Origin of the sequence: Nocardia brasiliensis, from assembly GCF_042691675.1 — a bacterium.
GTDB classification, from domain to species: Bacteria; Actinomycetota; Actinomycetes; order Mycobacteriales; family Mycobacteriaceae; genus Nocardia; species Nocardia brasiliensis_D.
The window spans coordinates 7,320,631-7,334,602 of sequence record NZ_CP170507.1; the positions used below are offsets into that span (position 1 = coordinate 7,320,631).

Annotated in this window: 14 protein-coding genes; 5 read left to right on the plus strand and 9 right to left on the minus strand. The window is 67.2% G+C overall.

From position 1 onward, the window contains the following. The first annotated feature begins 32 nt into the window (after positions 1-32). Both ACFK0J_RS33720 and ACFK0J_RS33725 read left to right on the plus strand, forming a co-directional pair. On the plus strand, positions 33-887 hold the full coding sequence (locus ACFK0J_RS33720) for an oxygenase MpaB family protein (protein WP_378733750.1): 855 nt from the start codon (positions 33-35) through the stop codon (positions 885-887). A gap of 89 nt (positions 888-976) precedes the next feature. Then, positions 977-1,684 carry a hypothetical protein gene (locus ACFK0J_RS33725; RefSeq protein WP_378733751.1) on the plus strand — a complete coding sequence of 236 codons (708 nt, stop codon included), beginning with the start codon at positions 977-979 and terminating at the stop codon, positions 1,682-1,684. Between the two features lie 6 nt (positions 1,685-1,690). Here the strand turns inward: ACFK0J_RS33725 and ACFK0J_RS33730 are convergent, their stop codons facing one another. Further along, entirely contained in the window at positions 1,691-2,323 is a 633-nt protein-coding gene (locus tag ACFK0J_RS33730) for a TetR/AcrR family transcriptional regulator (protein WP_218471397.1), read from the minus strand. Between the two features lie 151 nt (positions 2,324-2,474). Between ACFK0J_RS33730 and ACFK0J_RS33735 the strand changes: the two genes are divergently transcribed. After that, the gene (locus ACFK0J_RS33735; RefSeq protein ID WP_378743226.1) at positions 2,475-3,356 is read left to right on the plus strand and encodes an oxygenase MpaB family protein; all 882 of its coding nucleotides are present in this window, start codon (positions 2,475-2,477) and stop codon (positions 3,354-3,356) included. Between the two features lie 66 nt (positions 3,357-3,422). On the opposite strand, the gene ACFK0J_RS33740 is transcribed toward ACFK0J_RS33735, so the two are convergent. The 6 genes from ACFK0J_RS33740 to ACFK0J_RS33765 form a co-directional block, all read right to left on the minus strand. Next, on the minus strand, positions 3,423-4,331 hold the full coding sequence (locus tag ACFK0J_RS33740) for a proline dehydrogenase family protein (RefSeq protein ID WP_378733752.1): 909 nt from the start codon (positions 4,329-4,331) through the stop codon (positions 3,423-3,425). 44 nt (positions 4,332-4,375) lie between these two features. Beyond that, complete coding sequence (gene pruA, locus ACFK0J_RS33745; RefSeq protein WP_378733753.1) at positions 4,376-6,010, minus strand: L-glutamate gamma-semialdehyde dehydrogenase; 1,635 nt, start codon at positions 6,008-6,010, stop codon at positions 4,376-4,378. A gap of 79 nt (positions 6,011-6,089) precedes the next feature. Further along, positions 6,090-7,199, minus strand: coding sequence for a succinyldiaminopimelate transaminase (gene dapC, locus ACFK0J_RS33750; RefSeq protein ID WP_378733754.1), 1,110 nt, complete (start codon positions 7,197-7,199; stop codon positions 6,090-6,092). 7 nt (positions 7,200-7,206) lie between these two features. Continuing rightward, positions 7,207-7,530 carry a ferredoxin gene (gene fdxA, locus ACFK0J_RS33755; protein ID WP_014987978.1) on the minus strand — a complete coding sequence of 108 codons (324 nt, stop codon included), beginning with the start codon at positions 7,528-7,530 and terminating at the stop codon, positions 7,207-7,209. A gap of 97 nt (positions 7,531-7,627) precedes the next feature. Beyond that, positions 7,628-8,245: a Uma2 family endonuclease gene (locus tag ACFK0J_RS33760; protein WP_378733755.1), complete on the minus strand. Its 618-nt coding sequence runs from the start codon at positions 8,243-8,245 to the stop codon at positions 7,628-7,630. A gap of 28 nt (positions 8,246-8,273) precedes the next feature. Next, the gene (locus ACFK0J_RS33765) at positions 8,274-10,862 is read right to left on the minus strand and encodes a bifunctional FO biosynthesis protein CofGH (protein ID WP_378733756.1); all 2,589 of its coding nucleotides are present in this window, start codon (positions 10,860-10,862) and stop codon (positions 8,274-8,276) included. A 310-nt stretch (positions 10,863-11,172) separates the two neighbouring features. Between ACFK0J_RS33765 and ACFK0J_RS33770 the strand changes: the two genes are divergently transcribed. Beyond that, positions 11,173-11,670 (plus strand): PH domain-containing protein, encoded by a 498-nt coding sequence (locus ACFK0J_RS33770; protein ID WP_378733757.1) that lies wholly within the window; start codon positions 11,173-11,175, stop codon positions 11,668-11,670. Positions 11,671-11,672: 2 nt separating this feature from the next. Further along, positions 11,673-13,274, plus strand: coding sequence for a PH domain-containing protein (locus ACFK0J_RS33775; RefSeq protein ID WP_378743228.1), 1,602 nt, complete (start codon positions 11,673-11,675; stop codon positions 13,272-13,274). 110 nt (positions 13,275-13,384) lie between these two features. On the opposite strand, the gene ACFK0J_RS33780 is transcribed toward ACFK0J_RS33775, so the two are convergent. Together ACFK0J_RS33780 and ACFK0J_RS33785 are read right to left on the minus strand one after the other, a co-directional pair. Then, complete coding sequence (locus tag ACFK0J_RS33780) at positions 13,385-13,786, minus strand: hypothetical protein (protein WP_378733758.1); 402 nt, start codon at positions 13,784-13,786, stop codon at positions 13,385-13,387. 26 nt (positions 13,787-13,812) lie between these two features. After that, positions 13,813-13,971 (minus strand): hypothetical protein, encoded by a 159-nt coding sequence (locus ACFK0J_RS33785; RefSeq protein ID WP_218471408.1) that lies wholly within the window; start codon positions 13,969-13,971, stop codon positions 13,813-13,815. Position 13,972: the final 1 nt, after the last annotated feature.

Genomic DNA, 13,972 nt, shown 5'->3' on the forward strand with positions numbered 1-13,972 from the left:
ATACAACCTTCTCATTGAGACAGGGGTCAACGATGACCACGCCACTTCGCGCAACGACGCACGTCACCGAGCCGCCGGACGATCTCGACATCACCCAGTTCATCGATGGCATCGCCGGGCTGCTCGCCGGTACCGCCAACGTCATCATGCAGCTCAGCAACCGGCCCATCGGCTACGGCGTCGTGGAGAGCACCGTCGACAGCGGAAAGGTCATGCTGCACCCGGTCAAGCGGTTGCGCACCACCGTCACCTATCTCGCCGTGGCCATGCTCGGCACCGACGCGGAGCGCGACGACTACCGCGAAGCCGTCAACCGTTCGCACCGGCCGGTGCGTTCCACCGCGGCAAGTCCGGTGCGGTACAACGCATTCGACCCGAACCTCCAACTGTGGGTGGCCGCGTGCCTCTACTGGGGCGCGAAGGACCTGTACGAACGCATGCACGGCCCCATGGGCGAGCACACCGCCGACGCCTTCTACCGCTACAGCGCCCGCCTCGGCACCACACTGCAGGTCCGGCCGGACATGTGGCCTGTCGATCGGCAAGCTTTCGCAACGTACTGGGACAAGCATCTGGCCACCACCACGATCGACCCGCCGATCCGCGACTACTTCAATGACCTGATCGATCTGAAGATGCTGCCCCGACCGGTACAACTCACCTTCGGCCGCATGCATCGCTTCTTCGTCATCGGCCTGCTCCCTCAGCACCTGCGCGACCAAATGGGCTGCACCTGGTCCGCGCGCGACGACCGCACCCTCGACCGCATCATGCGCACCCTCGGCGCCACCCAATCCCGGCTCCCCCGGCAGGCGCGCATGTTCCCGCTCAATGCCTACCTGCTGGACCTGCGCATCCGCCGCCGCCTCGGCCTTCGCCTGGTCTGACGAACCGGCCCTGGCATTTCGCCGTCGAACAGTGTGAGCTCGAAGGAGTCGGGCATTCCAGCCAAAGGGGGCAGACCCAGGAGGAAACCATGGGCCGTCGGACTGTGGCGATCGTTGCCGCTGGGCTCTTTTTCGCCTTCACACCGCCGAACGCGAGCGCCGAGATGAGCGATCCCGATGGGGTGCACCCCCGTACCGCCATCTCGGTTCGCTCCAACACGGGGTTCCACGGGAGCACCGCCAACGAGCACGAGGCACGCACCGCGCTCTCGCTGGTCAAGCTCTACCTCGCCGACTACGTCCTGCGGCACGGCGACGGCTCCGGCACGGACCGCGACCTGGCCGAGCGGATGATCCGCTACTCCGACGACGGAGCGGCGAGCGCCGTGGAAGCCAAATACCCGGACGCGATCGACACCATCGCGGCGGAATACCACCTCACCGCTACCGATAGCGGAGACAGCTGGGGCTTCGCCTTCACCAGCACCGCCGACGTCGCCGACTTCCTCATCGCCAAGCTGCGCACCGATCCCCGGTCACCCATCTTCGAATGGATGGCCGCCGCGGGCGCCACCGCTGCCGACGGCACCGAACAAGACTGGGGCACTGCCCGATTGCCGTACGTCCTCGGCACCAAATGGGGTTGGTCCGATGTCGGCGTGCCCGAGGTCGCCTCGGCGTCGTACGGACCCGGCTTCGTGGTGGTCGCCCACACGCACGGGACCGCCGAAGAACAGACCGCCGACATCATGGACGCACTGCCGTACCTGGCGGATGATCTCGTCCCGTTCCCCTGAGCACTCTCATGGCACCCGGAACGACACCACCACGTGGTCCCGGGCGAATTGCCGGATCGCGGCGTCGTCGTGCAGCGGAATGACCGTCTGCGGTGTCAGTGCGAGCGACAGCGCGGTGCGCGCGATCATCTCGGCCAGCGGCTCCGGGTCATAGGCGGGCAGCTTGCCTTCCTGCTGTAGCCGCGCGATGAACTCGGCCAGATAGTCCCGGCCGAGCTCGAGCACGGGCGCACCCTTGGTCGTCAGATAGGGCAGCACCAGCTCGGGTTCGGTGGCCAACAGCCGGTGCAGGAGCTGGTTGTCGCGCAGGCCGGTGATGAACGCGGCGAACAGCTCGACGATCTGCGCCTCCGCGCTCGCGTCCCGATCGACCTGCCGCTGCAGGGCGGCGTCGACCTGCTCGACGAACTCGCGGGTCTGCCGCAGCCCGACCGCCTCGATCAGATCGGTCTTGCTCGCGAAGCGCCGATAGAGCGTAGCGAGCGAGAGTCCGCAGCGCCGGGCCACCTCGACCATGCTGGTGCGCTTGATGCCGAAATCCAGGAACGCCAGCAGCGCGGCGTCGAGCACCCGTGCCTGATTGCCGTCCTCTGGGCCCGTGCTCCGCACCAACGGCAGCAATCTGCTCAGCTTCGCCATGTCTGCCAGCCTATCCGGTCGCCGAAACGATGACACAAAAAGCATTGCACAGCATCATTGACACGGCATCGAGGCAATGAGAAGGTGAGTTACAAATCTTCTCACCGTTTGCTCACTGCGAGCGTCCGGACACAGAAAGACGAGGTCAATGATGACCGCACCGCTGCGCGCCGCCACGCACGAGCCGGATCCGAGCCGGGCCGAGCTGTCCGCCCAGGCATTCACGCCGGAAACCATCCAGGAGTACATGGATGGCATCGCGGCCTTTCTCGGCGGCACCGCCAACGTCATCATGCAGCTGAGCCTGCGCCCGGTCGGCCGCGGCGTGCTGGAGAGCACCGTGGACAGCGGCAAGGTCACCCTGCATCCGGTCAAGCGACTGCGCACCACGCTGACCTACATCGCCGTCGCCATGATGGGATCCGACGAGGAACGCGCCGCCTACCGCGACGCCGTCAACGGCTCGCACCGGCCGGTGCGCTCCGGGCCGCAGAGCCCGGTCAAATACAACGCCTTCGACCCGAAATTGCAGCTGTGGGTGGCGGCCACGATCTACTGGGGCATCGACGACCTGTACACCCGCATGCACGGTCCGCTGGATCCGGCGACCGCCGAGGCGCTCTACCAGTACAGCGCCCGGCTCGGCACCACCTTGCAGATGCGGCAGGAGATGTGGCCCGCCAGCCGCGCGGAGTTCCTGCCGTGGTGGGAGGAGAACCTGGCGCGGCACCGGATCGAGCCCGCCCTGCGCGACTACTTCGACGCCCTCATCGATCTCGAAATGATGCCGCGGCCGATCCGATTCACCTTCGCCAAGCTCCAGCGGTTCATCGTGGCCGGGCTGCTGCCCCAGCACGTCCGCGACGAGATGCGGATGACCTGGACCGAACGGGACCAGCGCCGATTCGACCGGCTGTTGCGGGGTATTTCCGTGGTACACACGCGGCTGCCCAAGCAGGCGCGGATGTTCCCGTTGAACGTCTACCTGTTCGACCTGCGTAGGCGGATGCGGCTGGGAAAGCCACTGGTGTAGGGACTTTCGGAGAAGGGACACCAGCGGAACGGTGGGCAGGGCACGCGCTCTGCCCACGGCTTTGCCTCAGGATTTGCTGACCAGTGCGCGCAGGAAGAACGCGAGGTTGGCGGGCCGCTCCGCCAGCCGCCTGGTGAGATAGCCGTACCACTGGCTGCCGTAGGGCACATAGACCCGCACCGCGTTGCCCGCCCTGACCAGCCGCAGTTGCTCCGCGTCGCGAATGCCGTACAGCATTTGCAGCTCGAATCGGTCTGGGCCACGGCCGGTTTCGACTGACAGGTCTTCGGCAGCGGCGATCGGCACCGGATCGTGCGACGCCACCATCGGGTAGCCCGCGCCGCGCATCAGAATCTCGAGGCAACGCAGATAGGAATCTGTTACCTCGGCCGCACGCTGGAATGCGACTTCATGCGGTTCGCGGTAAGCGCCCTTGCACAACCGGATTCGCGATCCCGGGCCCGACAACTCACGACAGTCGCGCTCGGTGCGCCGCAGATACGACTGCACAACGGCACCGAGCCAAGGGAATTCGCGGCGCAACTCGCGGACCGTCGCCAGCGTGGCGTCGGTCGTGGTGTGGTCTTCGGCGTCGACGGTCACCCAAACGTCGGCCTGCGCCGCCTTGGTGCACAGGATGCGCAGGTTCTCGGTGGCGATCGCGGGACCGTCCACGGGCAGCGCTTGACCGAGGGCGGACAGCTTGACCGACACCTCGACCGGCGGGGCCTCGATCCCCGGTCGCGGGGACCGCTCCAGCGCCGCCAAATCATTGATCAGCGACAGATATTCGGCCACCATCGCGTCGGCCTGGGCCCGGTCGGTGGTGTTCTCGCCGAGGAAGTCCACGCTGACCATCCGGCCAGTGTCCAGCAGTGTCTGCGCCACCCTGATGAGATCGTCCCTGGTCTCCCCGGCCACGAACCGCCGCACGATCTCGGCGGTCACCGGAATACCGGTGAGCACACGCTTCATTCGCCGCGACTCCGAAGCCGCGAGGATGAGCGGGCGCAGCGGATTCACGAGCTCATGTGGGGGTAGCGGTACTCGGTGGGTGGGACGAAGGTTTCCTTGGTCGTGCGTGGCGCCACCCAGCGCAGCAGGTTCAGCGGCGAGCCCGCCTTGTCGTCGGTGCCCGAGGCGCGGGCGCCGCCGAACGGCTGCTGGCCGACCACCGCACCGGTCGGCTTGTCGTTGACGTAGAAGTTGCCCGCCGCGAAGCGCAGAGCGTCGTCGGCCTGTTCGATCGCCTTGCGGTCCTGCGCGAACACCGCGCCGGTCAGCGCATACGGCGCGGCCGACTCGACCTCGGCCAATATCGCCGCGTACGAGCCAGGTTCGGAATCGTCGTAGACGTGCACCGACAGGATCGGTCCGAAATACTCGGTGGCGAAGGACTCGTCGTGCGGGTCGTCCGCCAGTAGCACCGTCGGACGGACGAACCATCCTTCGCTGTCGTCACAGGTGCCGCCGACCGGGATGGTGAGCCCGGCATCCCTGGCGCGACCGATCGCGGCGGCATTCTTGTCGAAGGCCCGCTGATCGATCAGTGCCCCACCGAAATTGGACAGGTCGGCTACGTCGCCGTAGCTCAGCTCGTCGGTGCGGTGCAGGAAATCGTCGCCCATCTTGCGCCATACCGAACGCGCGATATACGCGCGGGAGGCTGCCGAACACTTCTGTCCCTGATACTCGTAGGCGCCGCGAATCAGTGCGGCCCGCAATGCATCCGGATCGGCCGACGGGTGCGCGACGATGAAGTCCTTACCGCCGGTCTCCCCGACCAGTCGCGGATATCCGTGGTACCGGCCGATATTCGCGCCCACCTGCTGCCACAGATACTGAAATGTCTTGGTGGAGCCGGTGAAATGGATTCCGGCGAGCTGAGGATCGGCCAGTGCGACCTCCGACAGGGCCACCCCGTCACCGGTCACCATGTTGATCACACCCGGTGGCAGCCCGGCCGCCTCCAGTAGTCGCATGGTGTAGAAGGCGGACAATGTCTGCGTCGGCGACGGCTTCCACACCACGGTGTTGCCCATCAGCGCGGGCGCGGTCGGCAAGTTCCCGGCGATCGCGGTGAAGTTGAACGGCGTGATCGCGTAGACGAACCCCTCCAACGGCCGATAGTCCAGCCGGTTCCACACCCCCGCGCTCGACTCCGGCTGCTGCTGCAGGATCTGCCGCGCGAACGCCACATTGAACCGCCAGAAATCCACCAACTCACACGGCGCGTCGATCTCGGCCTGCTGAGCCGATTTCGATTGCCCGAGCATGGTCGCCGCGGCTACCGTCTCCCGCCACGGCCCCGCCAGCAGATCAGCGGCCCGCAAGAAGATCGCCGCCCGCTCGTCGAACGGCAACGTCCGCCACCCGGCCGCCGCCGCCATCGCGGCATCAATCGCCCCCTGCGCCTCCGAATGCGTCGTGTCGGTATAGGTCCCCAGCACATGCCGCCGCCGATGCGGCGCGACGATATCGTGCCGCTCGCCGATCCCAGGGCGGTGTTTCCCCCCGATCACCAGCGGCACATCCACCGTCTGCCCGGAAATCTCCGCCAGCCTGGCAACCAGCAGCTCCCGCTCCCGGCTACCCGGCCCATACGAATGCACCGGCTCATTACTCGGAGTAGGAACAACCGTCACAGCGTCCATACCCCAGGCTAACGCTCCCCCCGCCCACCGCGCCCGTCGCCGGACACGGGCCCCGTGCGCGTGTCGTAGCGGAGGAAGGTCAGGCGGAGGTCAAGCGGTCGGCGGCGGTGGCGATGCGTTCGTCGGTGGCGGTGAGGGCGATGCGGACGTGTTCGGCGCCGGTCGGGCCGTAGAAGTCGCCGGGGGCGGCGAGGATGCCGCGGTCGGCGAGCCAGCCGAGGGTGGTGTGGCAGGGTTCGCCGCGGGTCGACCAGAGGTAGAGGCCCGCTTCGGAGTGGTCGATCCGGAAACCGGCTGCTAGCAAAGCTTTTCGGAGGACTTCGCGACGGATCCGGTAGCGCTCGCGCTGTTGGGCTTCGTGGGCATCGTCGCTGAGGGCGGCGGTCATGGCGGCCTGAATGGGGAAGGGCACCATCATGCCCGCGTGTTTGCGGACCTCGAGCAGTTCGGCGACGAGGGCGGGGTCACCCGCGACGAAGCCGGCGCGGTAGCTCGCGAGGTTGGAGGTCTTCGAAAGGGAGTGCACGGCAAGCAGGTTCGTGTGGTCGCCGTCGCTGACCTCGGGGTCGAGGATGGAGACGGCTCGACCGTCCCAGGTGAGGCCGAGGTAGCACTCGTCGGAGGCCACGATCACGTCCCGTTCGCGGGCGAACTCGACGACCTTGCGCAGGTGGTCGACACCGAGCACCCGACCGGTCGGGTTCGACGGCGAGTTCACGTAGATCAGCGCCGGGCTGCGCGGACCGAGCTGGGTCAACCCGTCGGCGCGCGCGACTTGCGCACCTGCCAGCAGCGCGCCGACCTGGTAAGTCGGGTAGGCGACCTCGGGGATGACGACCAGGTCGTCCGGGCCGAGGCCGAGCAGCCGGGGTAGTCCGGCGATCAGTTCCTTGGTGCCGATCGCGGGCAACACCGCCGCCGGGTCGAGCCCGGTGATCCCGTAGCGCCGCTTCAGCGCTTCGACCGCGGCCGCGCGGAGTTCGGGCGTGCCGTGGGTGGCCGGGTAACCGGGCACCGCGGACGCCGAACTCAACGCGGCGCGGATCAGCGGGTCGACCGGATCCACCGGGGTGCCGACCGACAGATCGACGATCCCACCGGGATGTGTCGCGGCCTTCGCCTTCACCGAAGCGATGGTGTCCCAGGGGAAATCGGGGAGGAGACTGCTGACCCGGCCACGTGCGGACACGGCAGAGCTACTCACTCGCCATGGGAGGTAGTTCCTTGATGAACGGCGGGTCGTAGTCGACCTTGCCGACCTTCGTCGCACCGCCCGGCGAACCGAGTTCGTCGAAGAAGTCGACGTTGGCGTTCACGTATCCGCTCCACTGGTCCGGGGTGTCGTCCTCGTAGAAGATCGCCTCCACCGGACACACCGGCTCACATGCACCACAGTCCACGCATTCGTCGGGATGGATGTACAGCATGCGACCACCCTCGTAGATACAGTCCACGGGGCATTCTTCGATGCATGCCTTGTCCTTCACGTCAACGCACGGTTCAGCGATGATGTACGGCACTGCCGCTCTCCTAGTCTGTCCTCACCTTGCGGGGATAGTCCGCCCAGCGAAACCCTATCCGGACACCCCAAGGTACTACCGATCAGCCTGTCCTAACTCACTGCTGCGGAACGACCTCCAGATCCGCCCACTTCAACTCGAGCGGAAAGGGATCGGACACCGAGACCGCCATTGGCCCCATGTCCCGATGTGCGGTGCCGATATGTGTGTACGGCCCGGTACGCCCGGACAACGCATAGCGCTCGATCGTCAGAGCGCCGACCTTGTCGAAGCTGACCAGCCAGTAATGCGGTATACCGGCATCGGCGTAATCGCTCATCTTGTGCACCCGGTCGCGGCGCGCGGACCACGTCGACAGCACCTCCGCGACAATCACGCAGTGCTCTGCGGTGAGCTGCTCATAGTCCGGCAGGCACCGATGCAACACCGCATCCGGCTTGCGGGCTGTCGGCGGAACCTCCCACAGCAACACATCGACCTCGGTGTTCGTCTCGTAGCATGATCCGCCACCGCTGCGCCGCATCTCGGCTACGGCCGCCCGCTCGAGCGCCAGCGACAACCGGGTCCCCACCTTCTGATGGTCGCGGCCGCGCTGCTCCCGCGGGACGACGTAACCGTCGACGATCTCGAGCTCCCGCCGGATGTCTTCGTCGAGGTCGAGGAACGCCTCCCACGCGATGGGCGCGTGTTGGGGTCCTTGCCAGCTGACGGTCACGGTTCGATCGTAGTCCTACCTGGTCGTATTACCCGACGGGCAAATGCAATGCCGGTACCCGGTGCCGCGGAACGCCGTACGTCGTGGTCCGTTCACGCGCCGGACGTCCGATGCCCGCGGCGATATCGACCAGTTCCGCGACGGTCTTCGCGGAACCGTGCTGTGAACCGGCCATTCGGGAGATGGTCTCCTCCATCAGCGTGCCGCCGACGTCGTTGGCGCCGCTGTTGAGCATGACCCTGGTGCCGGTGGTGCCGAGCTTCACCCAGCTGGTCTGGATGTTCTCGATGCGGCCGTGCAGCATGATCCGGGCCAGCGCGTGCGCCGCCCGGTTGTCCCGGTTGGTCGGGCCGGGTCGCGCGGCGCCCGCCAGGTACAGCGGCGCGCTCTGATGCACGAACGGCAGCAGCACGAATTCGGTGAAACCGCCTGTCTCATCCTGAATTCCGCGCAGCACGCGCAGGTGCCCGACCCAGTGCTTCGGGTTGTCCACGTGCCCGTACATCATCGTCGAGCTGGAGCGCAGCCCCACCTGATGCGCGGTGGTGATCACCTCGATCCAGGCGGAAGTCGGCAGCTTGCCCTTGGTGAGCACCCAGCGCACCTCGTCGTCGAGGATCTCCGCGGCCGTGCCGGGGATGGTGTCCAGGCCCGCTTCCTTCAGCGCCACCAGCCAGTCGCGAATGCTTTCGCCGCCGCGGGAAGCGCCGTTGACGATCTCCATCGGGCTGAAGGCGTGCACGTGCATGGACGGCACCCGCTGTTTTACCGCCCGCACGATGTCGGCATAGCCGGTGACCGGCAGGTCGGGATCGATGCCGCCCTGCATGCAGACCTCGGTGGCACCGTCGACGTGCGCCTCCCAGGCCCGGTCGGCGACCTCGTCCATGCTCAGCGTGAACGCGTCGGCGTCGCCCTTGCGCTGGGCGAACGCGCAGAAGCGGCAGCCGGTGTAGCAGATATTGGTGAAGTTGATGTTCCGGTTCACCACGTAGGTGACGTCGTCACCGACGGCGTCGCGGCGCAGCTGATCGGCCAGCGCGGCCACCGCCTCCAGGTTCGCGCCATCGGCCGTGGCCAAAGCCAGGTATTCGGCGTCGGTGAGCCCGGCCGGGTCGCGCTCGGCCGCCCGCAACGCGGCGAGGACATCGGAGTCGAGCCGTTCCGGCGCCACGACGGCCAGGTCGCGGGCCTGTTCCCGGACGGTGTCCCAGTCACCGAAGGCCCCGACCACGTCCTGCCCCAGCGCGGAATCGCTGCGGCTCTCGGTATTGCGTCCCTCGGTGTCGATCGAGGTATTGAGGTCGACACGGCCCGCGGATTCCCAGGTTTGGTCCGGTTCCTGCCAGGGCAGGCCGACCGGCATCGCATCCGGGTTCGCCAACCCGGTGACCGGATCGCTGAGCGCGGCGACGTGCGCGCCGATCCGCGGATCGATCCACGGGCTGCCCGCCCGCACGTACTTCGGATGCGCGGACGTCCGCTCGACCAGCTGATATCCGGACGCCTCGGTGATCTCCCGCAGCGTGTCCAGATTCGGCCACGGCCGTTCCGGGTTCACGTGGTCCGGCGTCACCGGCGACACGCCACCCCAGTCGTCGATGCCCGCATCGATCAGCGCCCGGCATTCCTCATGTGACACCAGGTTCGGCGGCGCCTGCACCGGCACATCCGGGCCGAGCAGCAGCCTGGTCACCGCGATGGTGGCCAGGAACTCCTCGATGCCCGCATCCGGGACATCGCGCATCGCGGTGTCGTTCTTGGCCCGGAAGTTCTGGATGATCACTTCCTGGATATGCCCGAAAGCCTTGTGCTGCTTGCGAATCGCCATGATCGACTCGGCGCGCTCATGCAGCGTCTCACCGATGCCGACCAGGATGCCGGTGGTGTATGGGACCGAGAGCCGGCCCGCGTCGGTGATGGCGCGCAGCCGGACCGCCGGGTCCTTGTCCGGGCTGCCGTAGTGGCAGTTGCCCTTCTCGGTGAACAGCCGGGCGGCGGTGGTCTCCAGCATCATGCCCATCGACTGCGCGACCGGCTTGAGCCGGGAGATCTCCTCCCACGACATCACACCTGGGTTCAGGTGCGGCAGCAGCCCGGTCTCCTCCAGCACCATGATCGAGACGGCACGCAGATAGTCCAGGGTGGAGTCGTAACCGCGCTCGTCGAGCCACTGCGCGGCCTCCGGCCAGCGGTCCTCGGGACGGTCGCCGAGGGTGAACAGCGCCTCCTTGCAACCCAGCGCGGCGCCGCGACGTGCGATATCGAGCACCTCATCGGGTTCGAGGAACATGCCCTTGCCCTCGGCGCGCAGCTTGCCCGGCACGGTGACGAAGGTGCAGTAGTGGCACTTGTCACGACACAGCCGAGTCAGCGGGATGAAGACATTGCGCGAGTAGCTGATGGTTTTGGGGCGGCCCGCCGACTCCAGGCCCGCATCACGCACCCGGGCGGCGCTGTGGCTCAGATCGACCAGGTCGTCGCCGGTCGCGTGCAACAGCACCGCGGCCTCGTCCACGTTCAACGTGACACCGTCGCGGGCTCGTCGCAGCGCCCGGCGCATGGCCGATGGGGAAGGCGCTGCGGACGGGACACTCGGGTTCGGTAGCTCGGTCACTGCTCGGCCTCGCTGGCGCTCGGCCGCGCCGCGACCGGTGGTGCTGTGTCGATGGTTCCCTCGCTGCGCTCAGTCACGCCTTCGATCATGCGCTACACATCCTGAACTGTCTCCCTCCACTGCTGATGAGTGAGCGTAGTGACCAGCACCCACCGGGCGCGGGACCCCGCACTCACCACGGGGCCCGTGACAGCGAGGCACCATGTGAGCGTTGACAACTGCGTGAAGCCCGGGCCTATTCCATCGGTCCGCGCCGCGCCGCAGACAATCGGCGCGACCACGGGCCGGACTTCATGGAACCATGACAGGCATGTCACAGCCGCGCACGATCATGGCCGACCCGGCCTGGCGTCCCAGTCCGAAGGCCAAACTCCTGTGGACCGTGCAGGGCGCACTGGTCTGGGTGGTTCCGTTCGCGGCGCTGATCGTCTGGGTGCTGCTCGACTCCGGGCATCGCGGCTGGCAGCTCGTGGTGTTCCTGGTGGCGCTGGTCCTCGCGGTGCTGAATATCGGAGTGGTGCCGTGGTGGCGATACGCGGTGCATCGGTGGGAGGTCACCGACGAGGCCGTGTATACCCGGGTCGGCTGGTTCACCCAGGAGAGCCGGGTGGCGCCGATCTCGCGGGTGCAGACCGTGGACACCGAGCGCGGGCCGCTGGAGCGGCTGCTCGGGCTGGCCACCGTGACGGTGACCACCGCCTCGTCCGCGGGTGCGGTGCAGATCTCCGCGCTCGATCTGCCGGTGGCCGAGGAGACGGTGACCCGGCTGACCCGGATCGCCGCGCAGCATCGGGGGGACGCGACGTGACGATGGAACCGCTCGCGCCCGCGACGGATCAACCATGGTCGCGGCTGGACAAGCGAATGCTGTTGGTGCATCCGGTCACCGAGGTGGTGAAGTTCATCCCCGTGCTGATCGGGTCGGTGATCCTCGGCACCAGCAGCGGCAATCACGTGTGGAGCGTCATTCCGCTGGCGTTGATCGTCGGGTTCGCGCTCACTCGCTGGTTCACCACCACCTATCGGGTCGGGCCGACCCATGTCGAACTACGCACCGGGCTGATTCAGCGCAAGAAGCTGTCGGTGCCGCGGTCGCGAATCCGGTCGGTGGACATCGAAGCCGACGTGCTGCACCGGTTGCTCGGGCTCGCGGTGCTGGCCATCGGCACCGGGCAGCAAGCGGATTCGGGCGAACAGTTCAAATTGGACGCGCTCGACGCGCGACTGGTACCCGAACTGCGCGCCGCGCTCCTCGCCCACACCTCGGGTACGCCGCAAAGCGTTGCCGGACAAACTGTTTCGGAGGCCGATGCGACCGGCACAGTCGCTGCCGAGAGCCAGCAGCGGCCGCCCTCCCGGGAGATCGCGCATTGGAATCCGAGCTGGGTTCGTTACGCCCCACTGTCTTTGACGGGCTTCGCGATCGTCGCGCCGATCGTCGGTCTGGCGTTCCAGTACGGCGTCGGCCAGGTGCTGTTCCGTTCGGACGCGGTGCAATGGGTGGAGAACGGCGGGGCGGTACTCATCGCCGTCAGCGCTATCGCCTTGGTCCTGGTGATCGTGCTGGTGGTCAGTTTGGCCGCCTGCGCCCGTTATCTGACAACGTATTTCGGACTGCGCGTCCTCGATGACGGCCGGACGCTGCATCTGCGCCACGGCTTGTTCACCACCCGCCAGATCACCCTGGATCTGGCCCGCTTCCGTGGCGCGACGGTGAACGAACCGCTGCTGCTCCGGCTGGCCGGTGCCGCCGAACTCGAAGCCATCATGACCGGCGAGAACCCGCGTCAGAAGATCCTGCCCCAGGCGCCACGCACCGCCATCGAGCACACGCTGAGCCACCTGCTCGCGCCGAATGAGTTCCAGGACAAGGTCGATGCCTTTCTGGACAAGGCAGGCCCGCATGTCGCGGGACCGACCCCGGGCAGCGCACCGCTGCGCACCCACGGACCGGTCGCCCGTCGCAGGCGACATACCCGAACCCTCGTGCCCATCGCCGTGGCCGCGCTCGTCATGCTCGCCTTTTCCGCTGCCGGAGCGGACTTTTCGCCGTGGTGGTGGGCCGTGCCCGCCCTGCTTGTTCCGGCCGCGATCGCGCTGGCCGAAGACCGCTATCGCGGCCTCGGCCACACCGTTCTGCCCGAAACAGCCACCAGCCCAACCTGGCTCATCACCCGATCCGGCTCACTGGACCGCGACCGCGACTGCCTGGAAGCCCCCGGCGTGATCGGCTGGACCGTCCGGCAGACCTTCTTCCAACGCCGCGCGGGCGTCGCCACCCTGATCGCGGCCACCGCCGCGGGCAAGAAGCGCTACGTCGTCCTCGACATCGCCCTCGACCAAGCCTGGTCACTCATCGACGCCACCACCCCCGGCCTGCTCGGCACCGCTCAGGCAGCCGAGCGCGGCTGAGACCCCGCCCCGGAATCAGGCAAGCCATGGACGTCGACAATGCGACCGGTGTCAGCCGCATCGCGACCGCGCTCAATGGTCTTGGCCAACCGCCGCCGCGGTAGGGGCGCTCAACGTCTGCTGAACAAGCCGGAATTGACCCGGACATAGATGTACACCAGTGGCGGCACCAATCCGCCGAACAGCAAAAGCACTGTGCGCCAATCGCTGGCCAGCATGATGTCGCCGCCGGGGCCGGTGCTCGCGCAGATCAGGAAGCCGAAAGTCCAAGCGGCCAACGGCAAGAACATCGCCGCGACGCGCTGGGAGACGGTACGCACCCCGAGCACGAGCAGGACGTTCACCACCCCGGCCAGCAGTCCTGCCAGGGGGAACGCGGTGCCGCCGAGGTAGGTCGGCAGATACAGGACCTCCAGCGCGAGGGTGATGACGGCGTCGATCACCAGGATCACCAGGATGAGCGGGCCCAGCGCGGCCGATGCGGACGGCGGATCACCGTAGGTGGATGCCACGGGTACGTGGTCGTCGACGGCGGCCGTCACGGCACCGGCGGGAAGCCGAGGAGGGTCAGCAGGTGACTCTGCATATCGACGAACCCGTACAGCACCCGCAGGTACAGCTCGTGTTGCGCCTGCCAGTTCGGCTTCATGCTGTCGACGAACGCGACAATCGCGTCCTGGACCGACCAGTTGTACATG

Bases quoted from the DNA above. Each gene is read 5' to 3' on its own strand.
- ACFK0J_RS33770 (WP_378733757.1), top strand. From the start codon at position 11,173: ATGTCACAGCCGCGCACGATCATGGCCGACCCGGCCTGGCGTCCCAGT.
- ACFK0J_RS33735 (WP_378743226.1), top strand. From the start codon at position 2,475: ATGACCGCACCGCTGCGCGCCGCCACGCACGAGCCGGATCCGAGCCGG.
- ACFK0J_RS33730 (WP_218471397.1), bottom strand. From the start codon at position 2,323: ATGGCGAAGCTGAGCAGATTGCTGCCGTTGGTGCGGAGCACGGGCCCA.
- ACFK0J_RS33740 (WP_378733752.1), bottom strand. From the start codon at position 4,331: ATGAAGCGTGTGCTCACCGGTATTCCGGTGACCGCCGAGATCGTGCGG.
- ACFK0J_RS33775 (WP_378743228.1), top strand. From the start codon at position 11,673: ATGGAACCGCTCGCGCCCGCGACGGATCAACCATGGTCGCGGCTGGAC.
- ACFK0J_RS33720 (WP_378733750.1), top strand. From the start codon at position 33: ATGACCACGCCACTTCGCGCAACGACGCACGTCACCGAGCCGCCGGAC.
- ACFK0J_RS33785 (WP_218471408.1), bottom strand. From the start codon at position 13,971: ATGTACAACTGGTCGGTCCAGGACGCGATTGTCGCGTTCGTCGACAGC.
- pruA (WP_378733753.1), bottom strand. From the start codon at position 6,010: ATGGACGCTGTGACGGTTGTTCCTACTCCGAGTAATGAGCCGGTGCAT.
- ACFK0J_RS33725 (WP_378733751.1), top strand. From the start codon at position 977: ATGGGCCGTCGGACTGTGGCGATCGTTGCCGCTGGGCTCTTTTTCGCC.